20 protein-coding genes and 1 tRNA gene are annotated in these 22,634 nt (G+C 38.7%); 12 read left to right on the top strand and 9 right to left on the bottom strand.

The features are described 5' to 3' along the window. The 5 genes from trpD to purB all read right to left on the bottom strand — a co-directional run bounded on the left by trpD (nt 1) and on the right by purB (nt 4,952). Nucleotides 1–990, bottom strand: coding sequence for an anthranilate phosphoribosyltransferase (gene trpD, locus ACST15_RS07535; RefSeq protein WP_459454047.1), 990 nt, complete (start codon nt 988–990; stop codon nt 1–3). Nucleotides 991–993: 3 nt separating this feature from the next. Continuing rightward, on the bottom strand, nt 994–1,557 hold the full coding sequence (locus ACST15_RS07530; protein ID WP_459454046.1) for an anthranilate synthase component II: 564 nt from the start codon (nt 1,555–1,557) through the stop codon (nt 994–996). A 6-nt stretch (nt 1,558–1,563) separates the two neighbouring features. Further along, complete coding sequence (locus tag ACST15_RS07525) at nt 1,564–2,985, bottom strand: anthranilate synthase component I family protein (protein ID WP_459454045.1); 1,422 nt, start codon at nt 2,983–2,985, stop codon at nt 1,564–1,566. Between the two features lie 205 nt (nt 2,986–3,190). Further along, nucleotides 3,191–3,583: a VOC family protein gene (locus tag ACST15_RS07520; RefSeq protein WP_459454044.1), complete on the bottom strand. Its 393-nt coding sequence runs from the start codon at nt 3,581–3,583 to the stop codon at nt 3,191–3,193. A 4-nt stretch (nt 3,584–3,587) separates the two neighbouring features. Continuing rightward, nucleotides 3,588–4,952 carry an adenylosuccinate lyase gene (gene purB, locus ACST15_RS07515; RefSeq protein ID WP_459454043.1) on the bottom strand — a complete coding sequence of 455 codons (1,365 nt, stop codon included), beginning with the start codon at nt 4,950–4,952 and terminating at the stop codon, nt 3,588–3,590. Nucleotides 4,953–5,072: 120 nt separating this feature from the next. Between purB and ACST15_RS07510 the strand changes: the two genes are divergently transcribed. Next, entirely contained in the window at nt 5,073–6,101 is a 1,029-nt protein-coding gene (locus ACST15_RS07510) for a sensor histidine kinase (protein WP_459454042.1), read from the top strand. A gap of 154 nt (nt 6,102–6,255) precedes the next feature. Here ACST15_RS07510 and prfA read toward each other — a convergent pair whose 3' ends face one another. Then, nucleotides 6,256–7,326 carry a peptide chain release factor 1 gene (gene prfA / locus ACST15_RS07505; RefSeq protein ID WP_459454041.1) on the bottom strand — a complete coding sequence of 357 codons (1,071 nt, stop codon included), beginning with the start codon at nt 7,324–7,326 and terminating at the stop codon, nt 6,256–6,258. 98 nt (nt 7,327–7,424) lie between these two features. On the opposite strand from prfA, the gene ACST15_RS07500 reads away from it, so the two are divergent. Beyond that, nucleotides 7,425–7,910: a hypothetical protein gene (locus tag ACST15_RS07500; protein WP_459454040.1), complete on the top strand. Its 486-nt coding sequence runs from the start codon at nt 7,425–7,427 to the stop codon at nt 7,908–7,910. On the opposite strand, the gene ACST15_RS07495 is transcribed toward ACST15_RS07500, so the two are convergent. Together ACST15_RS07495 and ACST15_RS07490 are read right to left on the bottom strand one after the other, a co-directional pair. Then, entirely contained in the window at nt 7,903–8,688 is a 786-nt protein-coding gene (locus tag ACST15_RS07495; protein WP_459454038.1) for a DUF2520 domain-containing protein, read from the bottom strand. The two genes, ACST15_RS07500 and ACST15_RS07495, sit on opposite strands and share 8 nt — an antisense overlap. Nucleotides 8,689–8,690: 2 nt before the next feature. After that, the gene (locus ACST15_RS07490; protein ID WP_459454037.1) at nt 8,691–9,206 is read right to left on the bottom strand and encodes an HNH endonuclease; all 516 of its coding nucleotides are present in this window, start codon (nt 9,204–9,206) and stop codon (nt 8,691–8,693) included. A gap of 111 nt (nt 9,207–9,317) precedes the next feature. On the opposite strand from ACST15_RS07490, the gene ACST15_RS07485 reads away from it, so the two are divergent. Next, complete coding sequence (locus tag ACST15_RS07485; RefSeq protein ID WP_459454036.1) at nt 9,318–10,511, top strand: M20 metallopeptidase family protein; 1,194 nt, start codon at nt 9,318–9,320, stop codon at nt 10,509–10,511. On the opposite strand, the gene ACST15_RS07480 is transcribed toward ACST15_RS07485, so the two are convergent. Continuing rightward, nucleotides 10,508–11,299, bottom strand: a complete 792-nt coding sequence (locus ACST15_RS07480; protein ID WP_459454035.1) for a Rossmann-fold NAD(P)-binding domain-containing protein — start codon at nt 11,297–11,299, stop codon at nt 10,508–10,510. The two genes, ACST15_RS07485 and ACST15_RS07480, sit on opposite strands and share 4 nt — an antisense overlap. Before the next feature lie 142 nt (nt 11,300–11,441). On the opposite strand from ACST15_RS07480, the gene ACST15_RS07475 reads away from it, so the two are divergent. From ACST15_RS07475 to ACST15_RS07435, 9 genes are all read left to right on the top strand, one after another. Further along, nucleotides 11,442–12,692, top strand: a complete 1,251-nt coding sequence (locus tag ACST15_RS07475; protein ID WP_459454034.1) for a metallophosphoesterase — start codon at nt 11,442–11,444, stop codon at nt 12,690–12,692. A gap of 193 nt (nt 12,693–12,885) precedes the next feature. Further along, nucleotides 12,886–12,956, top strand: a tRNA-Cys gene (locus ACST15_RS07470). A gap of 214 nt (nt 12,957–13,170) precedes the next feature. Further along, entirely contained in the window at nt 13,171–14,376 is a 1,206-nt protein-coding gene (locus ACST15_RS07465; RefSeq protein WP_459454033.1) for a c-type cytochrome, read from the top strand. Nucleotides 14,377–14,427: 51 nt separating this feature from the next. After that, nucleotides 14,428–17,475, top strand: a complete 3,048-nt coding sequence (locus ACST15_RS07460; RefSeq protein ID WP_459454032.1) for a TAT-variant-translocated molybdopterin oxidoreductase — start codon at nt 14,428–14,430, stop codon at nt 17,473–17,475. 32 nt (nt 17,476–17,507) lie between these two features. After that, nucleotides 17,508–18,905: an NrfD/PsrC family molybdoenzyme membrane anchor subunit gene (gene nrfD, locus ACST15_RS07455; protein WP_459454031.1), complete on the top strand. Its 1,398-nt coding sequence runs from the start codon at nt 17,508–17,510 to the stop codon at nt 18,903–18,905. A 28-nt stretch (nt 18,906–18,933) separates the two neighbouring features. After that, nucleotides 18,934–19,455, top strand: coding sequence for a DUF3341 domain-containing protein (locus ACST15_RS07450; protein ID WP_459454030.1), 522 nt, complete (start codon nt 18,934–18,936; stop codon nt 19,453–19,455). Nucleotides 19,456–19,493: 38 nt separating this feature from the next. Next, entirely contained in the window at nt 19,494–20,105 is a 612-nt protein-coding gene (locus tag ACST15_RS07445; protein WP_459454029.1) for a c-type cytochrome, read from the top strand. 32 nt (nt 20,106–20,137) lie between these two features. Then, nucleotides 20,138–21,499 (top strand): quinol:cytochrome C oxidoreductase, encoded by a 1,362-nt coding sequence (locus tag ACST15_RS07440; RefSeq protein ID WP_459454028.1) that lies wholly within the window; start codon nt 20,138–20,140, stop codon nt 21,497–21,499. A gap of 32 nt (nt 21,500–21,531) precedes the next feature. Beyond that, nucleotides 21,532–22,617 carry a cytochrome c oxidase subunit II gene (locus ACST15_RS07435; protein ID WP_459454027.1) on the top strand — a complete coding sequence of 362 codons (1,086 nt, stop codon included), beginning with the start codon at nt 21,532–21,534 and terminating at the stop codon, nt 22,615–22,617. Nucleotides 22,618–22,634 lie beyond the last annotated feature (17 nt).

Genomic DNA, 22,634 nt, shown 5'->3' with positions numbered 1-22,634 from the left:
TTAATCCATGATAAATTTCTTGAAAACTTGAAAGGCTCTACCGCTTTCTAGGGATTCTTTGGCCATTAAATAACCATCCGACAAATTACTAACTTTTTCTGCTACCAATAAAGCAGCGGCAGCATTGGCTAATACTACTTGAGTTTGGGCAGGGCTACCTTGTCTTTGTAAAATCTTATACAACATATCTGCTGACTGCTCTACATTGGAGCCTCCGCTCAACTCTTGTGATTGGAAGGTTTCACATCCGAAATCGCCGGGCAAGTATCGAGTTTCGCCTTCTTTCGTTGTCAACAAAAATGAACTGGTTAATGAAATCTCATCATAACCGTCCTCCCCAAAAACAATACCAAATTTCTTAGATCCAGCATCATAAAATTGTACAAATAAATCATACACTTCCTTGGCATAAACTCCAGTTAATTGTTTGGTAACCAAGGCTGGATTCATCAAAGGACCTAATAAATTGAAAAAGGTTTTCATTCCTAACTCCTTGCGGATAGGACCTACGTGACGCATTGCAGGGTGGAATAAGGGAGCATGCAAAAAACAGATGCCTGAAGATTCCATTTTCCGTTTTAAATAACTTGGATCATTACTAAACTTAACACCCAAAAATTCCAACACAGTGGAAGAGCCTACCGCAGAAGAAACACCATGATTTCCATGCTTAGCGATTTTTTGCCCTGCACCAACCACCACAAAAGAAGAAGTTGTACTCACATTAAAAGTATCTTTTCCATCCCCTCCAGTCCCACATACATCCATGGCATCAAATTCTGTCAAATCGATGGTAACCGCCAATTCCATCATGGCAGAAACAAATCCTTTTAATTCTTGAACTTGAATAGGTGTATACCAATAACTAGCTAAAAATGCAGCAATTTGACTAGGATTTATTCCTCCTTGACCCACGCGCAACAAGACCTCTTTGGCTTCTACTTCTGTTAAGGAATACCCTTGAACTCGTTTACTTAATATATCTTTCATGTTTTATTGAATCCAATTTTTAATCATTTGTAATCCATGCTGGGTCAAATAAGCCTCAGGATGAAACTGAACACCTCGAACATCGTATTTCTGATGCGCCTCCGCCATGACAAATCCCTTATCATCCACAGCAGTAATTTTCAAATCTGAAGGCATGGTTTCGGGGATAACGGTCCAAGAATGATATCGACAAACCTCAAATCGAGATGGAATACCTAGAAATAATTTTTCGGTTGGATCAGTTACCACGCATTCGGTCGTTACTCCATGCAATACCTCGCCCATATTTTGCAATTTCGAGCCAAAAGATTCTGCTATGGCTTGATGACCTAGGCAAACACCTAAAATTCGTTTCGATGGGGCATATTCCTTCAATAAATCAAGCATAATTCCTGCTTCTGAAGGAATTCCAGGACCGGGGGATAGTAAAATATGATCGTATGCCTTTACTTCTTCCAAAGCAATTTTATCATTTCTGAATACATCTACTTCAGCCCCAATCTCTTTCAATAGGTATACCAAATTGTATACAAATGAATCATAATTATCTATTACTAATACTTTCATGGCTTCCTATGATAAATTTTCTGCTACATCTAAGGCCTTTTTGAGTGCCGCTAATTTATTATGTATCTCCTGCATTTCACTGGCCACAACAGATTTAGCAACAACCCCCATTCCAGCTTGATAAAACAAGGTATTCCCTTTACTTAAAAATGTGCGAATGGCTATGGCATGATTGAAGTTGCCTTCAAAATCCATAAATCCTATGGCTCCCCCGTAAATATGACGGTTGGTAGGTTCCAGTCGATTGATGATTGTCATGGCATTGTGTTTGGGAGCGCCACTTAGGGTTCCTGCTGGAAAGGTATCTGCCACCATTTGTAATGGATTCACCCCTTTTTGTAAAGTTCCCGTCACCTTAGATACTAAATGTATCACATGGGAGAAAAACTGCACCTCCTTAAAAGTTTCTACTTTCACGTTGTCTGCACTTCGGCTCAAATCATTTCTAGCTAAATCCACTAGCATAACATGCTCAGCCGATTCTTTGGGGTCTGCAATTAACGCCTGAGCTAATTCCGCATCCCGAGCATCGTCTCCTGTTCGTCGGAATGTTCCGGCAATCGGATGAATTTCTGCCAATTCATGATCAATCTTAATTTGTTTCTCAGGCGAAGCGCCGAAAATACGATATTGCTCGTAATCAAAAAAGAACAAGTAGGGTGAGGGATTCACTGAACGCAAAGCCCGATATACTTGAAAATCATCACCAATAAAGGTTTGACTAAACCTTCGGGAAGGTACTATTTGGAATACATCACCTCTCAAACAATGCTTGATACAAGTATTGACAATTTCTTCTGTTTGTGCTTCCGTTAAATTACTCTGTTCCTCCCCTACGCGCTTGAATGGCTCTAAGGTATAATGAGGCATTTCTAAATGATAGGCAACTGCATCCAGATTTGGCGTTTGACCTTCCAAATAACTATGGGCATACCAGGTCATTTGATTATTGAAATGGTTCAAAGCGACCACATAACGATACACATAATACCGAATGGAAGGAATAGCTGTTTCTGGATTTTTATCTTGGATATGAATATCCTCAAAATAACTAACGGCATCATAGCTAATGTGACCAAAAAGTCCATTGGCCATCGGTGAATCACCAACTTCTTTTTGATAAGAAAATCTTGAAGAAAAATCCTGTAAAACTTTAACAGCATCTTTCGGATTTTCCAAACGGAAAGTCTCTACGCTACCATCGGGGAATTGCTGAGTAACAAGCTGTTGATCTAAAACAAAACTGGCTACGGGATCAAAAGCAATATGAGAAAAACCATGTTCACGACCGTGATAATCAGCACTTTCAAGGATAACAGAATTTTTATAATTTTTTCTGATTTTCAAGAAAATACCAATGGGCGTTAACGTATCAGCTAACAAGGTCTTCCTAGTGGTATGAATGGTAAATTTATTTGAACTGGACATGAGGCTATCGACAAAATTAAAATAAAAAGGCTTACTGGGAACAGCAAGCCTTGAGTAAAACATATCATATACACACAGCAAAACTGTTCAAGGAAGTATTAGCCTTGCCACCAGTTTTTGTTGTGCGTTGTTTTAGTCATTTCTATTATAATTTGATGCAAATGTAATCTGAAATATGGTAAATCAAAATTTCAAACTAAAAAAACTAAGCATTCTTCTCCACTAAATCCCATAAATTACCATACAAATCAGCAAAAACGGCTACTTTACCATATTCCTCTATGCTTGCTTCTCGTACTATTTTAACTTCATTTTTAATTAGACCTTGGTAATCACGGTCAAAATTATCGGTAAGTAAAAATAAGAAAACTCGACCACCTGTTTGATTCCCTATTCGAGACTCCTGCTCTTCATTGGCGGCTTTAGCTAACAATAATTGGCAAGACCCCTCTCCCACTGGCTTCACGATAACCCAGCGTTTAGTAGGACTCATGATGGTGTCTTCTACTAATTCAAAACCTAGCTTTTGTGTATAAAAAGCAATGGCTTCATCATAGTCCTTCACCACCAAAGATAATTGGGCTAAACGTTGATTCATGGTTTTAGTTTTCGTCTCTACCAACAAAATTAAAAGGTGAAATCAATAATAATTCAGCCTTGATCGCCTCAGAAACCTCCAATCCTTGAATGAACTGCTGAAATACACCCTGATCTATCTTTCCATGATGACGAGTTAATTCTTTCAAGGCTTCATAGGGTTTTGGATATGACTCCCGACGTAAGACGGTTTGAATCGCCTCGGCAATGACTACCCAATTTTCCTCCAAATCTTGGTGAATTTTGGATTCATTTAATTCCAATTTTCCCAAGCCTCTTTGCAAAGAAGATAAGGAAATCAAAATATGAGATAAAGGAGTTCCAACATTTCTTAATACTGTGGAATCCGTCAAATCTCTTTGTAAACGCGAAATAGGCAATTTGGCAGATAAAAATTCCAATAAAGCATTGGCTATGGCTAAATTACCTTCGGCATTTTCAAAATCGATGGGATTAACTTTATGAGGCATGGCGGAAGAACCAATCTCCCCAGCTTTGATCTTTTGTTTGAAATATCCCATAGAAACATAGGACCATATATCCCGAGCCAAATCTACCAAAATGGTGTTTAGTCGCTTTAAGCCATCAAAATAAGCCGCCAAATTATCATAATGCTCTATTTGGGTCGTGTATTTGCTACGATGAATACCTAATTTATTTTCTAACAAATTAGCGCCAAATGCAGGCCAATTAATTGTTGGAAATGCTACATGGTGGGCATTAAAATTACCTGTGGCACCCCCAAATTTTCCTGTAAATGGTACTTGAGATAATAACTCCAATTGCCTATCTAAACGCTCAACAAATACCTGGATTTCCTTACCTAAACGAGTAGGAGATGCGGGTTGACCATGCGTATGGGCCAACATGGGAATATCTTTCCAATCAGTAGCTAAAGCTGCCAATTGATCTTTAACTTGAATATAAGTAGGTAATAGGACCGCACGATGCGCTTCCAAAATAGAAACAGGGATAGCTGTATTATTGATATCTTGAGAGGTTAATCCAAAGTGAATAAACTCCAAATAGGCTGATAAGTCACCGAATTGCGTAAATCCAGAAATCTTTTCTTTGATAAAGTATTCAACCGCCTTGACGTCGTGATTTGTTTCTTTTTCTTTCTCTTTAATCCAGAGGGCATCTTGCTCGGAAAAATTTTGGTATAATTGACGTAAAGCCGCTATCGCTTCCGATGGAAAGTTTTGTAAGGGAGCCAATGGAATTTCGCACAAAGCAATGAAATATTCAATTTCCACTCGAACACGGTATTGAATTAATCCAAATTCAGAAAAATAAGGAGATAAGACTTCCGTTTGTTTTCGGTAACGACCATCAACGGGAGAGATGGCACTTAAGCGATTTAATTCCATGGTATTTTGTGTAAAGCGCAAAGGTACGAAAATGTGCGTAAAACCTGATTATACTAAAACAATTGGAAAATGATCCCCCAAAAGAAATTTAAATCGTAACTTGAAAACAAAAATTTCAGCATGTTAAGCCCTAGATACCTTTCCCTTTTATTGGCCTTTGTCATTGCTGGGGTATGTACCTCTTTTCTTTCCTTTTTACCCAATACCGACTTTACTATCCTTTTTGTCTGTTTTATTAGCTCTTTCATTTTTGGTAGTGCGGTCATTTATTTTGCCTTGGACAATCTAGTTTTTAAGGAAGTCAATAAATTATACGACCGCATCAAACAGATTAAAAAGAAGAATTTTTCTGTTATTCCACGTAAGCAATTAATCGAGAAAGAGAATCCGATTGTATTATTGAAAGAGGAGTTAAATTCTTATGTAACGACCAAAGAAGACGAGGTTAAGGAGTTGAAGAAAGCGGCCAAATACCGGCAAGAGTTCTTAGCGGATGTCTCTCACGAATTAAAAACTCCGATTTTTGCCGCACAAGGTTTTGTTCACACACTATTGGATAATCCTGAAGAAGATCCAGCAATCAGAAAACGTTTTTTGGAAAAAGCTGCCAAAAGTCTCGATGGATTGGACATCCTGGTGAAAGATTTACTCACGGTTTCTCAAATTGAAACAGGCGCCATCAAAATTGATAAAAGAGCCCTTGATTTAAAGCCATTGGTAATAGAGATTTTTGAACAATTAGAAGCCAAGGCAAAAACTAAAAACATTGAATTAAAACTCATCGGTCATCAAGGCCCCGTTCTAGTAAAAGCTGATTATCAGCGAATTAGCCAAGTATTAGTTAATTTAATTGATAATGGCATTAAATATGGCCATCAAGATGGTAAGGTAACAGTACATTTGGAGGAGAAGAAAAAGGCATTTTTAATCATGGTAAAAGATAATGGGCCTGGAGTTCCTGCAGAACATTTACCTCGTTTATTTGAGAGGTTTTACCGGGTGGATAAAAGTAGGGCCAAGTTAAGTGGTGGCTCAGGATTAGGCTTATCCATTGTGAAACACATCATTCAAGCACATAACAGTAAAATTGCTGTTTTCTCAAAAGTTGACAAAGGAACATCCTTTCAATTCAAATTAGAAAAGGCCTAAAAATCTTAACGCTGTCAAGGTTTAAAACCTTGACAGCGTTGACGTTTTAACAATTTTTAGATTCTTTTTGTTTCTATTTTTTCATCAAGAAATTGATAAAAAAACGGCCATATTCTGAAGAATAAGGCCGTTTCAATACTTTATTTATATTAGCTTACATAGAGCCTTCTTTCAATCGCTCTGCGTTTTCGGCAATACGTAATTGCTCAATAAATTCTGCTATCTCTCCATCCATCACCACGGGTAAATTATATACGGTTAAACCAATACGATGATCCGTTACTCGACCTTGTGGATAATTATAGGTTCTAATCTTATCTGATCGATCTCCCGAACCCACCATGGACTTTCTGTTTCCAGCTATTTCAGCATTTCTTTTTTCTAACTCAATCTCATATAATCTCGAACGCAAAACAGTCATTGCCTTGTCAAAGTTTTTAATTTGAGATCTTTCATCCTGGCATTGAACAACTAAACCCGATGGAATGTGGGTAACACGCACAGCTGAATAAGTGGTATTTACCGACTGCCCTCCTGCTCCTGATGAACAGAAGGTGTCTTTACGAATATCATTCATATTAATCTGAACATCCACTTCATCTGCTTCAGGCATAACTGCTACCGTGGCGGCAGATGTATGAATTCTTCCAGCAGATTCTGTAGCAGGAACTCGCTGAACACGATGTACTCCCGATTCAAACTTCAGTTTAGCATATACATCTTCACCTTGAACAGAAACAATAATCTCTTTAAAACCGCCAGCTGTTCCTTCCGTAAAATCCATAATTTGAAATGTCCACCCCATTTTCTCAGCATATCGCTGGTACATACGGAACAAATCCCCAGCAAAAATGGAAGCTTCGTCTCCACCAGTACCACCACGAATTTCAAGAATACAGTCTTTGGAATCATTCGGATCTTTAGGAATCAACATTTCCTTCAACTCCTCCTGCATTTCTTTTTCTTGTGGAACCAATATCTCTAATTCCGCTTTTGCCATATCTCTAAAATCCTCATCCTTCTCCGTAGCAATAACATCTTTCGCTTCTTCTATGGATTTTAGTAAATTTTGATAGGCCATGTATTGATCTACTATCTTTTGTAAATCTTTGTATTCTTTACTTAAAGTTTTGAATTTCTTTAAATCAGAAACGATTTCAGGCATGGCAATTTGTTGCTCTACCTCTAAAAATCTTTCCCTAATAGCCTCCAGCTGCTCCAACATACTCGTATAATATTTTTAAAATTCCCCGCAAAGATAACAATTAAATTCATTGCCCTTTCTGCTTGGATAGAATACCTTTGTACAACAAATTTCACCCCATGAAAAAAACACTTCTTTTCTCTTGCCTAGTTTCAAGCATCCTTTCGCTTCAATCTTGTGATTTCTCCAAGCGCATCGATACTACTGCTGCGGTAAAAGAAATGAAAAGTCGACAAGTAAAGCGAATTCTACCACAGGATATTGTTAACAAAGCGGATACTTGGGGCCAAGAAATTCAAAAGCTTATTGAAAGTCCCTCTAATAAATTGGGCCTAGATAGCATTGCCAAGCAATTTCAAATTAGAATCCAATCCGGCAAAGCCCTTGACCTAAAACAACAAAACAAGGACAGAAAAATTCAGGAAGTGTTGGATGCCTTAGATTACAGTTTATCCATAAAACAAGAAATCCCCCCTAGCATTCAAAAAAATACAGCAGGAGATAGCCTTTACTACATCTTCATCGATAAAAAGAAAGATGTTATCCTGTTAGGATTCAGCAAATCGCAAATCGTTTTGAATATAGATAAGCCTTTGATCAAGTAGTCTTAACTATATGTTGAACCATGTTTCGATAAACCTCTTGTAGTTCAACGCTTGACAAAAATCCTTGTTGCTCAAATACCATTCGGCCATCTTGTAGTGCGCTGGCTTCTACTTGGCTAGAAACAGGTAAATTCTTAAAATAAGATTGTACATAGTTTTGTATCAAGCCTTGTAATAAAGAAGTATCCAATTCGATGGAGTGCAATAATTTACTGGCCTCTGCCCAGAGTTGTTGGGTAAAGGTTCCTGCCAAGAGCATGGACAGGTAAATTTTCTTTCTTTCCTCCCCATTCACCAAATACATGGCATCAGTCACATCTCGAGCCAATTGAACTAGGACTTGCTCCGTCTCCTCAACCATCACCTCTAGGCAAATAGGCATGTGACTCAAATTGATTTTCCTTCCGCTTTGTAAATGCTGTACGGGGAAAAATATAGCCAACTGGTTGGTACTTTCTCGGGCTGGATCATACCAAATGGACGCTTCAGATAAAAGAACTGTACCCGAAACCAGTAAAAGAGTCGCGTATTTAGGAAGGATTAATTCCTTTAAAACAGTGGGATATGCTAATTCTGGAACACAAAAAAAGAATACACTGGATTTTGATTCTGAAAAATCCAAGTGCTCCTGGACTTTAGCATTGTATAAATAACTGACTAAATCTTTCGCTTTAGCAGGGTCTCTACTAAAAACTTCTTGAACACTATGACCTGCATTTTCAAGAGCCTGCGATAAATGCCAGGCCACATGACCAGAACCAATAAAAGAAATATTCATGCTTAAACGATTTGTTCCATTTTAGATCCGACAAATGGAATCCATTGTTGATCCAAAATTCCAGAAAAATTCCGCAAAAACATAACAAAGGAAGGTTTAAATGGTCTTCGCTTTAAAGTCATTCCTGCCTCTTCGGGAGTAAGGTCTCCTTTTTTTGAGTTACAATACTTACAGGCTGTGATTAAATTATCCCAAGATGTACGCCCTTGCCTTGATTTTGGCATAACATGATCTAAGGTCAAATGATCCCTCGAGCCACAATATTGGCACATATTATCATCTCGCTTAAAAATATTTTGCCGACTAAGAACCACTCCCTTGTAAGGAAAATAGACATATCGGTTCAGTCGAATCACAGATGGAAAGGGGAAAGTTTGGGAAATAGAATGAAGTTTTTCGGTCGTCGACTCCGCAACCAATTCCGCCTTATTTAAATAGACCAATAAAAAGGCCTTAGGCATAGAACAGATGGTTAATGCACTATAATCTTGGTTTAAAACTAAAACTTTCCGACTCATAGGACAAAAGATTAAAGGTGAATACTCTCCTACACATCCCTTGTCTTTAAAGTTAAGAAAAAAACTCTTTGAAGCAATATTTTGTAGATTTGTAAAAAATTAAATTTTAATATGTCGAGCCTACTTAAAAAGATACAGGAACTAGCTGAGCAACAGGCCAGTGCTAATATAGCTGCACGCCGTCACTTACACGCCAACCCTGAACTTTCCTTCCATGAATTTGAAACACAAAGTTATGTGGAAAAACAATTGCATGAATTAGGTATCCCGACACAGCGTATAGCCAATACTGGAGTTATTGCCATCATTGAAGGCAAAAACCCAAGTAAAAAAGTGGTGGCATTACGGGCCGACATGGATGCACTACCCATTCAAGAGACAAATGATGTTCCTTATAAATCCCAAAATCCAGGTGTCATGCATGCCTGTGGGCATGATGTACATACGTCTTCATTATTGGGAAGTGCCCGTATTTTGCAATCTGTTAAAGATGAATTTGAAGGAACCATTAAATTGCTTTTTCAACCTGCCGAGGAAAAAGCTCCCGGAGGTGCCAGCATCATGATTCAAGAAGGAGCACTAAGTAATCCGACTCCTTCAGGTATTTTAGGTCAACACGTAGCCACCAATATTCCAGTAGGTAAGGTTGGATTTAGAGAAGGAATGTACATGGCTAGTGCAGATGAATTGTATTTAACTGTCAAAGGTAAAGGTGGGCATGGAGCTATGCCCGACCAATGTATTGACCCCATCGTGATTGCCTCCCATATTATTATTGCCATGCAGCAAATCATTTCCAGAAATAAAAACCCAAGACTCCCTTCGGTGCTAAGTTTTGGAAAATTCATTGCTGAGGGTGCGACGAATGTTATACCGAATGAAGTAAAAATTGAAGGTACATTCCGTGCCATGGACGAAGAATGGAGAGCAGATGGTTTGGCTAAAATGAAAAAATTGGCAGAAGGCATCGCTGAATCCATGGGAGGTTCTTGTGAGTTTTTTGTATTGAAAGGATACCCATTTCTAAAAAATAATCCAGAATTGACTCGTCGAATGAAAGAAGCTGCCATAGAATATATGGGAGCAGAAAATGTCATTGATTTAGATATTTGGATGGCGGCAGAAGATTTTGCCTTTTATACGCATCATGTTGATGCCTGTTTTTATCGATTAGGAACCAGAAATGATGAAAAAGGAATTATAAATGGAGTACATACCCCAAATTTTAACATTGATGAAAAAGCCCTGAATGTAGGTCCAGGACTAATGGCATGGTTGGCCATACAAGAATTAAACTTGGCTTAATTTTCGATCGGAAATGACATGGGATCCGGGTATTGAAATGAATAATTCAATGCCTGGATTATTTTTTGGGAGCTAATCCATTTCATGGGTTCGCTACTTTCTATATAATCTAATGGCATATTCAACTTCCGTCTTTGACACTCTTCCTTGACCAAATCAGCTTTTACTGGATGCAAAGGTGCCACCACATTACATGTATCGGCTAATGAAACCTGAATACATCCATGAATTATTTGTAGAACATCGCTGCGGTGAACATAATTAACCAAGTGATTGGCTGCTGGCACTTGCTTACCCGCGTAATATTTGGCTACATACCGCTCTCCTCCCATTAAACCACCCAAGCGTAGAATTAGTACTGGACTTTTTATTTGGTTGATTAACTGCTCCGCCTGATTCATCAAATTAAATTCTACGGGTGATTCTTCATCGACAGCTTTATTCTCCGATTTATAAATGGATGTGGAAGAAAGAAAAATCACTTGCTGGTATTTTCTTTGATTGACCAAACGAACAAAATCAGTTAAAACATCTAAATAAAATGTATCCCCATGCTGCTTTCTACGTGGAGGAATGGTCCAAATTAAAATTTTAGCCTGTAATATTGGCTCCCAAGCCTGTTGAGAAAGATTGACATCCGCTCTCCATGCCTCAACATGAATAGCTTTATTCTGAATTGATTGAGTTTGAGAGGATTGACTAATTTGCACTAAATAGCCCTTTTGAGCCAAATTTTCAGCCAAAGGAACTCCCACCCAGCCACCACCTAAAATAGAAATATCAAACATATGTGTACATGCGGGAACAAAATATCCCTATTTGCCGTTAAGTCAGCAATTTAAGGAGGATTATCCTGGCTTAAACACCGCTTGTCCAGAATATTTTTGATAATTCCTTGAATTACCTCTATTTGCTATCCTAAATTTAGACATGAATAAATTATTATTTATACCCTTGATGAGTTTGTTGATACTTGCCATTGACTATTATGTCTGGCAAGCATTCAAAACAGGCTTTCAACAGCAAAGTCAATCCACCCAACAAACCATTCGTTGGGTATATTGGTCCATTTCAACCTTAGTCATTCTAGGAATCGTTGGATACAATTTTCTTCCCTTAAGCTATTGGAATAAAACGGTTCGTACTTTTTTTATGGCTAGTGTCATGATAACGGTGGTATCAAAGTTATTCGTAGTTATATTTCTATTTATTGAAGATATTACCCGCATCATTCGCTGGGCCTTTGCCAATAAAAACTTAGATATCATTCCGGGCGAACCTGCACCAGGTCAAATCAGTCGAAGTGAATTTTTATCTAAAACAGCATTGGTGGTAGGGGCCGTACCAGCAGCCACCTTCACCTTTGGCATACTTTCGGGTGCACATGACTACCGAGTTGAAAATATTAGTTTAAAAATCCCAAACCTCCCCAAGTCATTTGATGGCCTGCGCATTGCCCAACTTTCCGACATTCACTCAGGAAGTTTTTACAATAAAAGAGCGGTGCAGGGAGGGGTAGAGATGGTCATGCGGGAGAAGGCCGACTTGCTTTTTTTTACAGGTGATTTAGTGAATAATGAAGCAACAGAAGTGGAAGACTATTTTCAGATGTTTTCCAAATTGAGTGCCCCATTAGGGGTTTATAGTACTTTAGGTAACCACGATTATGGTGATTATGTACGCTGGAAAACTCCTCAAGCTAAAAAGCAAAATCTACAAGATTTAATGAAAGCGCATGAATTGATGGGTTGGAATCTATTGATGGATGAAAATAAAATCATCGAAGAGTCCGGCGAAAAGTTGGCATTGATTGGTGTTCAAAATATTGGAGTTGGTCGTTTTCCTTGGTATGGAAATTTAGCAAAAGCTCACCAAGGGACAGAGGAGGCAAGTACAAAATTATTATTGTCTCATGACCCGACGCATTGGAATGCGGAAGTAACTGAAAAATATCAGGACATTGATGTGGCTTTTGCTGGCCATACCCATGGAACGCAATTTGGAGTAAAGGTGGGTGATTTTAAATGGTCTCCAGCTCAATATGTATACAAACAATGGGCAGGCTTATACCAGGAAGGAAAACAACAATTATATGTGAATCGCGGATTTGGGTATATAGGATATCCTGGACGCGTAGGAATGCCTCCCGAGATTTCTGTATTCACCTTAACTAGGGCATAATAGAAATAGAATGCTCCATCACAGGGACCTTTCTTAAATGAACCAAAGAGTTGAAAAGGAATACACGTGGAAAATTAGCCAATAGCTTCATTTTAGCTGAAAAACTGATTTTTATCTCCTTAACTTCCCCAAACAATTAAAAAACACTTGGCATTTAAACAAAAATGACCTAATTTTGTGTCCCCAAAACGATGGTTTCGTGGCCGAGTGGCTAGGCAGAGGTCTGCAAAACCTTCTACAGCGGTTCGAATCCGCTCGAAACCTCCCAAAAACCTCCCAAACTGGGAGGTTTTTTTATGCCTAATGGGTTTTATGCAATTAATTGTCAAAATATTCAAATTTCAACTTTGCCTTATTTTGAAAAATTCTAAATAGTAGACTAAAGCTTAAAAATTACTGAAATTGAATGGCAAATAAATTGTTTCCTAAAAATTCGAATTGTAGTTTTGCGGACTGAATAAATAGGAGATTTTCAAACATGATTCGCAAAAATTTTACGCTCGTTAAGTTCCTTTTCTCATTTCTGTTTTTGTTTGCATCCACATATGCGACTTTAGCGCAAGACGCTGCAGAAGGTGAAACATTGTTTAAAAACAACTGTGCTGCTTGCCATAGCAGTGGAGATGATGTACTAGTTGGTCCAGGTTTAAAAGGCATTGGAGAACGCAGACCGATCGAATGGATCGTGAAATGGGTACATAATCCACAAGCTGTTATTGCTTCTGGAGACAAATATGCCAATGATCTTTACAACAAGTTCAACAAGGCAGCGATGACTCCTTACCCTAACTTTACAGAAGGTCAAATTAAGAGCATCGTAGCCTATATTGATGCTTCTAATGCAGCTCCTGCTGCTCCTGCTGCCGGTGCTGCCCCTGCGGGTGCTGCTGCGCCAGCTGCCGCTGCTAGTTCAGGTGGTATGATGGAAGTATTATTAGTTGGCTTATTAGTAATCATGGTTTTCGTTTTGATTGCTTTACTTTCAATCGTAAGCACGCTAAGTAAATTAGCTGGTGGAGAAGCTGACGCTGAAGCTCCGTTGATGAAAAGAATTGCTGAGAATGCTAAGAAATTAGCTGCGAACTCAGCAGTTAAAACTGGAATCATCATTTTTGCTTTATTATTAGGTGGTAAGGCTACCATCGATGCCGCTTATGGAGTGGGTATTCACCAAGGATATGCACCAGAGCAACCGATTAAATTCTCTCACAAATTGCATGCTGGACAATATCAGATCAACTGTAACTATTGCCATACAGGCGTATATGAAGGTAAAGGCGCTAACGTCCCTTCTGCAAACATTTGTATGAACTGCCATAATGCCATTAAAAGAGAGTCCCCAGAAATTCAAAAAATCTATCAAGCACTTGAGAAAGACGAGCCAATTCAATGGGTTCGTGTACACAACCTTCCTGACTTAGCATATTTCAATCACTCACAACATACCAATGTGGGTAATTTGGAGTGTAAAAACTGTCACGGAGAAATTGAGAAAATGGAAGTAGTAGAGCAACGTTCTACTTTAACCATGGGATGGTGTATTGATTGTCACCGCAATACTGACGTAAATGCAAAAGGCAATGCCTATTACGACAAGTTGGTTGAGGTTCACAATAAGGATAGCAAGACACCCCTTAAAGTTCAAAACATTGGCGGTTTAGAATGTTCTAAGTGCCACTATTAATAGTATACGCGTCATAATAGATTCAATTTTAGTCTGAATAAGAAAGATTATATGGAAAATTCGAACAAGAGGTATTGGAAAGGGATTGAGGAGTTAACCAATGAACCATCGTTTGTAAAAAATATCCACAACGAGTTTGGCAATATGCCATCGGAGAACGATTCTAAAGGGGAAGCCCTAGTGGATGGTTCAGGAACTCATCGTCGTGATTTTCTTAAAATGTTGGGATTCGGTGTAGCAGCAGTTTCATTAGCTGCTTGCGAGGCTCCAGTAAAGAAAACCATTCCTTACTTGAACAAACCAGTAGATGTAGAACCTACCATTGCTAACTGGTATGCTTCTACGTATACAGATGGAGGTGAATACGCTTCCATTCTAGTAAAAACTAGAGAAGGTCGTCCTATCAAAATTGAAGGAAATAAACTTTCTGCTGTTTCTAAAGGTGTTCTTTCTGGTAGAGCTCACGCTTCCGTATTGAGTCTTTATGACAACGAGAAATTAAAGGGTCCACAAATTGGTGCTAAAGCTGCTGATTGGGCTCAATTAGATAAAGAATTCACAGCTAAATTAGCTGCCGTTGCTGCTAAAGGAGGTCAAATTAGAATTGTTTCTAATACCATCCTTTCTCCAACTACTAAAAAGGTGATTGCAGAATTCACAGCTAAATATCCAACTACACAACATGTTGTTTATGATGCTAACCCAGCTTACGGCTTAACACAAGCACATGGTGGAATTCTTCCAAGTATTGATTTCAGTAAAGCTAAAACCATAGTTTCGGTTGGAGCTGATTTCTTAGGTACTTGGGTGGCTCCTACGGAGTTCGCAGCACAATGGGCTGAAACCCGTCGTGTAGGTTCTGCAAAAGATGGCAAAAAAGAGATGTCTCGTCATTATCAGTTTGAGACCATCTTATCTAATACGGGAGCAAATGCCGACTACCGTTCGGCTTACAAACCATCGCAAGAGGGTTTAGTCGTAATTAGTTTATACAATGCTGTTGCCAAATTAACTGGTGCCGCAGCATTAGCAGGAGCTTCCATTAAAATTGATCACCTAGATAAGGCTGCTAAAGATTTAGTTGCTTCTAAAGGTGCTTCAATCGTTGTGGCTGGTTCAAATGATCCTGAAGTACAAAAAGTAGTTGTAGCCATCAATGCCTTAGTAGGTGCTTATGGTACTACTATCAATACAGGTGTAGCTGTTAATTACCGCCAAGGTAATGATATGGCAATGGCTAATTTCATTAAAGAAGCAGGTGCAGGTAAAATTGCTGCTGTCATTTTCTACAATGCCAACCCAGTTTACAACCACCCAATGGGTGCCGCTTTAGCTACTGCACTACCAAAAGTAGAAGTTAGTTTAGCTACCAATGAACGTGCTGATGAAACTGCTTCATTATGCCAATTCATTGCACCTGATTCGCATTACTTAGAGTCTTGGAATGATGCAGAACCAAAAGCAGGTTTCTATTCATTAACTCAACCAACCATTTCGACTATCTTCAAAACTCGTCAAGCTCAATCAAGTTTCTTAACTTGGGCAGGTTTGAATGGGGATTATGCTTCTTATTTAGAGCGTAACTGGGAATCAACTATTTTAAAAGCTGGTGCTGTTCAATGGAAAAATGCTTTGCATGATGGAGTTTTCCAACCAAATGCAGTGAGTATTTCTAGTGCGGTGCCTTCTGTAGATGTTAACGCCGCTGCAGCAGCTATTTCAAAAGCTTATACCGCTAATTCTACTGGGTTAGAAATTTCAGTATATGAAAAAGTTGGTTTAGGTACAGGATCTCAAGCCAATAACCCTTGGTTACAAGAATTCCCTGAGCCAGTATCAAAAGCATGTTGGGATAATTACGCATCTATTTCGCAACCTACAGCCACTAAATTGAACTTGAAGCAAGGCGATGTAGTGAAAGTAGCTGCTAAAGGATATGAAGTTAGTTTACCCGTGTTAGTTCAACCGGGTCAAGCACAAGATACCATTGCTATAGCTATTGGTTATGGTAGAACAAAAGCAGGAAAATCAGCTGATGGTGTAGGTGTAAATGCCTATCCATTTATTTCAGAGATCAATGGTGCTTGCGTAGGTACCTGTACTCAAGGCGTATCGCTAAGCCCAACGGGAGAAACTAAAGACATTGCTCAGACTCAAACTCACCACACGGTGATGGCCCGTCAAGCGGTGATTCAAGAAACTGTTTTAGGAGAATTTGTTAAGAATCCTCAAACAGGACGTTTCAATCCTACTGTTGCTACATCAGAAGGCAAGAAAAATGCTACTGATTTAACACTTTGGAATGGTCACCAATACAACAACCATGCTTGGGGTATGGTGATTGATTTAAATACTTGTACAGGTTGTTCAGCTTGCGTGGTTTCATGTTCGGCAGAAAATAACGTACCGGTAGTAGGTCGTCAAGAGGTTATCAACCGTCGTGAAATGCACTGGATGCGTATTGACCGTTATTATTCTTCTGATGCAGAGGTAGAAGATTTAAAAGGATTAGAAGTAGCATCAGATAATCCGGAGGTTGTATTCCAACCTATGCTTTGCCAACACTGTAACAATGCTCCTTGTGAGACTGTTTGTCCAGTATTGGCTACGACTCACTCAACAGAGGGTCTAAATCAAATGACATATAACCGTTGTATCGGTACTCGTTACTGTGCTAACAACTGTCCATATAAAGTTCGTCGTTTCAACTGGTTCCGTTATTTCCAAACTGATGATTTTGATTTCCATTTCAATAATGATTTGGGACGTATGGTTATCAATCCTGACGTGACAGTTCGTTCACGTGGAGTAATGGAAAAATGCTCTATGTGCGTTCAACGTATCCAAGAAGGTAAGTTGACAGCGAAGAAAGAAAAAAGAAGACCAATCGATGGAGAGATCCAGGTTGCTTGTGCTCAATCTTGTCCAACCAATGCGATTACCTTTGGTGACATGAACGATCCTGCTTCTGAAATTTCTAAATTATTAGCTATTGAGAAAGAAGGAAGAGCTTACGGAGTTATCGAAGAGATTAACGTGAAGCCAAACATCTCTTACTTAATGAAGGTTCGTAACAAGGACGTTAAAAAAGAAGCATAATTAATCAATCGTATTAAAAAGTAAATAAAAATATGTCGCACGTTGTATCACCCATAAGAGAGAAACTAGTTACTGGTGGCAAATCTTATTCCGATGTTACCCACGATATTTGCAAGCAGGTAGAAGGGGAACCCACCAAAGAATGGAAATGGGCCTTCGGTATATCCTCCCTTGTATTTATCTATGGAGCTTACTGCCTATTCTATACCTGGTGGCAAGGTATTGGTGTTTGGGGTCTAAATAAAACAGTAGGTTGGGCATGGGATATTACCAACTTCGTATGGTGGGTGGGTATTGGTCACGCCGGTACGTTGATTTCTGCCGTATTGTTATTATTCCGTCAAAAATGGAGAACCTCCATTAACCGATCAGCGGAAGCGATGACCATTTTTGCCGTACTTTGTGCTGCCTCATTCATCTTAGCTCACATGGGTCGCCCATGGTTAGCTCATTGGGCATTACCACTTCCCAATGCTTTCGGATCACTTTGGGTTAACTTTAACTCTCCTTTGGTTTGGGACGTATTCGCGATTTCTACATATTTATCTGTTTCCTTATTATTCTGGTACATGGGTTTAGTACCTGACTTAGCATCGATTCGTGACCGTGCAACTACAAAAGGACGTAAGTTTTGGTATGGTTTATTCAGCTTAGGCTGGACAGGCTCATCTAAGACTTGGGCTCGTTATGAGTACATGTCATTAATTTTGGCTGGTATCTCCACTCCTTTGGTACTTTCAGTTCACACCATTGTATCCATGGACTTTGCTACCTCGGTAATCCCGGGATGGCATACGACCATCTTCCCTCCATATTTCGTGGCTGGAGCGATTTTCTCTGGATTTGCCATGGTACAAACTTTATTGTTAATCACTCGTGTAGTTTTCAAATTAGAAGATTATATCACAATAGAGCATATTGAAATGATGAACATCGTTATCACGGTAACGGGTTCTGTGGTTGGTATTGCCTACTTAACTGAGTTTTTCATAGCTTGGTACTCTGGGGTAGAATATGAAAGTTATGCTTTCATTAACCGTGCAACAGGTCCATACTGGTGGGCATATTGGATGATGATGACATGTAACGTTATCTCTCCGCAATTATTCTGGTCAAAAGCCATCCGTACCAACTTAATGGTGAGCTTCTTCTTATCTATCGTTGTAAACGTAGGTATGTGGTTCGAGCGTTTTGTAATTATCGTAACATCCTTGCACAGAGATTACTTGCCTTCATCATGGGCTATGTTCTCTCCTACCATGTATGATATTGGAGATTACATTTTCTCTTTCGGTTTATTCTTTACACTATTCTTCTTATTTGCTAAATATTTACCAGTTGTAAATATGGCTGAGGTAAAATCAGTAATGAAAGGTGTGTCTAGCAATTTTCCAGAAAAGAAAAAAGCAACGAAAAAAACCGAAGAATAAATTATTAGCAATTCGAAATTAAAACGATATGAGTTCGACAACTAACTACATTTTAGGTGTATACGATGATGAAGATGAGGTATTGCACGCAGTTAGCGAGGTAAAATCCAAAGGCATCAAAATTGAAGACGTATTCACTCCATTTCCTATTCACGGACTGGATCGTGCTGTTGGGCATGAGCGTACACGCCTTCCTATTGCAGCCTTCTTATTTGGCGTACTAGGATTAACATGTGCCCTTTCATTGATCAGCTATACAATGGTTTTTGATTGGCCTATGATCATTGGAGGTAAAGACTTTTTTGCCTTACCAAACTGGATTCCAGTAAGCTTTGAAGGTACAGTATTGTTTACCGCATTTGGATTGGTAACAACCTTTTGTATTTCCAATAACCTTTATCCTGGTAACCAACCTGACCTACTTGATCTTAGAATCACGGACGATAAATTTGTTATGGCAATCAATGTTGACAAAAACAAAAAAGTAAGTGCCGACGATATCAAGAAAGCCTTGAAAGATTCAGGTGCGATTGAAGTAAATGTTAAATAATTAACCAAGAACAATTGTTCACGAAGAAGCATAACAAAATGTTGAATCCAAGATACCAATTCGTTTTATTTGCTGGTTTAGCCTTAGGCTTATTGTCCTCTTGTAGTGACGACCACAATGATACAGGAACAGAATTTGCTCCAAACATGTACCATTCCGTTGCTTATGAGCCAATGACTCAAACTGATGGCGATACCAATACAATCAATCCATACGGCATGAATATGCGTCAACCTGTTGCAGGTACGATTGCAAGAAGCAAATTCACCGGAAATGATTCCTTACAAAAAGAATTATTACATCAAGATTTGATTTCAAGAACTATTCCAAACGATAGCATTACCTATTCAGCTGCAGCTTTGAAAAATCCTTTAGCTGCAACACCTGAAAATATTGAGGCAGGTAAATTACAATACGAAAGATATTGCCAGCACTGCCACGGTGAAACAGGTAAAGGAGATGGTTTGGTTGCTAAAATGTACAAAGGAGTACCAGTATACTCAAGCGACGCATTAAAAACCTTGAACGATGGTCATATCTACCACGTGATTACACATGGTAAAGGAAGAATGTGGCCTCATGGCTCACAAATCACCTCAGCCAATCGTTGGAAAATTGTACTTTATGTACATGAATTACAAAAACAATAGTTCAATTATTAAAAATTAAAATACCAGATAAAATGGCGGGACACTCACATTTTTCCCCAGCAAACGTTGAAGAGCATTTTGAATTCACTTCTGAAGGCAAAAAAAGAGTTATTTATGCTTTCATTGCCGGAGTAGTAGCTTTAGTGCTTGGAATATATCTTTTATCCAAAGGTGAGGCTGGTGGCCACGAAGTTGCCAATGCAGGTCATGATGCTGTAAAAGCAGGACATGAAGCTGCCTCAGAACACCTTTCAGGCGGAGCGGTTTCCCACCAACCTGCTGCAGAAGAACATTATGATTGGACCAACCGTATTTGGGCCAACGTATGGTTAAATGCCGTTTTCTTTACTGGTATAGCCGTTATTGGTATGTTCTTCGTTTCATTGCAATACCTAACCAAATCAGGTTGGTCTTCAGTGATGAAACGTGTGCCAGAAGCATTCCCTAAATTTTTATACATCACCCTACCTATTTTATTGGCCGTATTCTTCTTCAAAGGAGACGCTATTTTCCACTGGATGCACCATGGTGTAACAGAAGTAGGAAGTGAAAATTATGATAAAATCATTGCAGGAAAGGCAGGTTACTTGAACAAGACTTTCTTCATCGTTCGTCTAGTTGGATTTTTTGCACTATGGATTGGTTTATGGACAGTACTACGTAAAAAATCTTTAGAAGAAGATTTAATTGGTGGCACAGATCTATTCACCCAATTAGTGCGCATATCTACGGCCTTCATAGTAGTATTTGGAGCCTCTAGTTCAATGTTTGCTTGGGATTGGGTAATGTCCATCGATACTCACTGGTTCTCTACCATGTTTGGTTGGTATATGTTCTCATCTTGGCACGTTACAGGATTGGCAGTAATTACTTTAACCATCCTTTTATTAAAAGATAAAGGCTATATGGCTTATGTTAACGAGAATCACTTACATGATTTAGGAAAGTTAATGTTCGCATTTTCTATCTTCTGGACATATGTTTGGTTTGAGCAATTCTTATTGATTTACTATGCCAATATGCCTGAAGAGATCATTTATTTCTTAGAGCGTTGGGAAGGACACAACAAAATTTATAAAACTTCAGAAATTTTGATGGTTTTCTTAAACTTCTTCTTCCCTTTCCTAGTTCTTATGACACGTGACGCGAAAAGAACTCGTATATTCTTAAAAATTGCGGCATTCTTTATCATTGTTGGACATTATATTGATTTCTATCAAATGATTATGCCGGGTGTTTTAGGGGGCCATGCAGGATACGGTTTAGTCGAGTTTGGAATGGTTACTATTTTTGCTTCTGCTTTTATTTACATCATCACTGATGAATTAACAAAAGCTTCATTAATAGCTAAAAACCACCCATTCTTACCAGAAGCAGTTCACCACGATATTTAATATTTTAAGTAAGATCCTAACAAATAAAACATATGAATTACCTAGTTGGTCTTTTATCCGTTGTATTCTTCATCTTAGCGATTACTGTAATCAGCAAAAGTTTGAAGCTAAACAAAAATCTTAGTGGTGAAAATGAGTCAGATTCTGCTCTAGATTCACATAATAATACCAATGCTGTTGGATTCTTATTATTCTGGCTGTTTGGAACTATTGCTGGGGTATGGTCTTTCTTGCATTCGCAACCTGATTTCCTTCCAGAAGCAGCTTCTGCTCACGGAGTAAAAACAGACTCCATGTTTTGGATTTCAATGGCAGTAGTAACATTTGCCTTTTTCATAACGAACTCGTTATTGTTCTTTTTTGCGTTCCAGTATCGCAACAATAAAAACAGAAAAGCTACCTTCTATCCAGTTAATCACAAGCTTGAAATCATCTGGACAATCATTCCAGCGATTGTAATGGCCATCTTGGTTTTCACAGGTTGGAGAACTTGGAGAGATATTACTTCTCAAGCGCCAAGCAATGCGGTTGTTATCGAATTAACGGGACATCAATTTGGCTGGTATGTTAGATATGCTGGTAATGATGATAGTCAATTAGGAAACATTAACTACAAATTAATTGACGAAACCAACAGTTTAGGTTTAGATTTTACCGATAAAAACACGTTTGACGATTTTACAGCAAGTGAATTACACCTTCCAAAAGGCGTACCTGTATTGTTAAAAATCAGAGCTCAGGATGTATTACACTCGGTATATCTTCCTTTCCACCGTGTAAAAATGGATGCCGTTCCTGGTATGCCTACTAAGTTCTGGTTTACTCCAACCATCTCTACGGATGAGATGCGTGCCAAATTAGGTAAGAGTGATTTCAACTTTAAATTAAACTGTACAGAAATTTGTGGTCGTGGTCACTTTGGAATGGCTATTACTGTATTCGTAGATGAGCCAGAAGATTATAAAAAATGGGTATCAGAACAAAAACCATTCTTAACCATGAATCCTGCGTACTTATCTAAGGTACCAGAGAATCTAAAAGCGAAGGCAAGTAAATATATTCCAGCAGAACCGATTGCCACGGATAGTACTGCTAGTGAAGCTGTAAGTGTCAAATAATTAGAAAGCAATTAGAA

The sequence above is a fragment of the Aquirufa sp. Wall-65K1 genome (genome assembly GCF_054558475.1).
The sequence above is the reverse complement of the archived record's forward strand: the minus strand, read 5'-3'. Positions and strand labels throughout refer to the sequence as shown.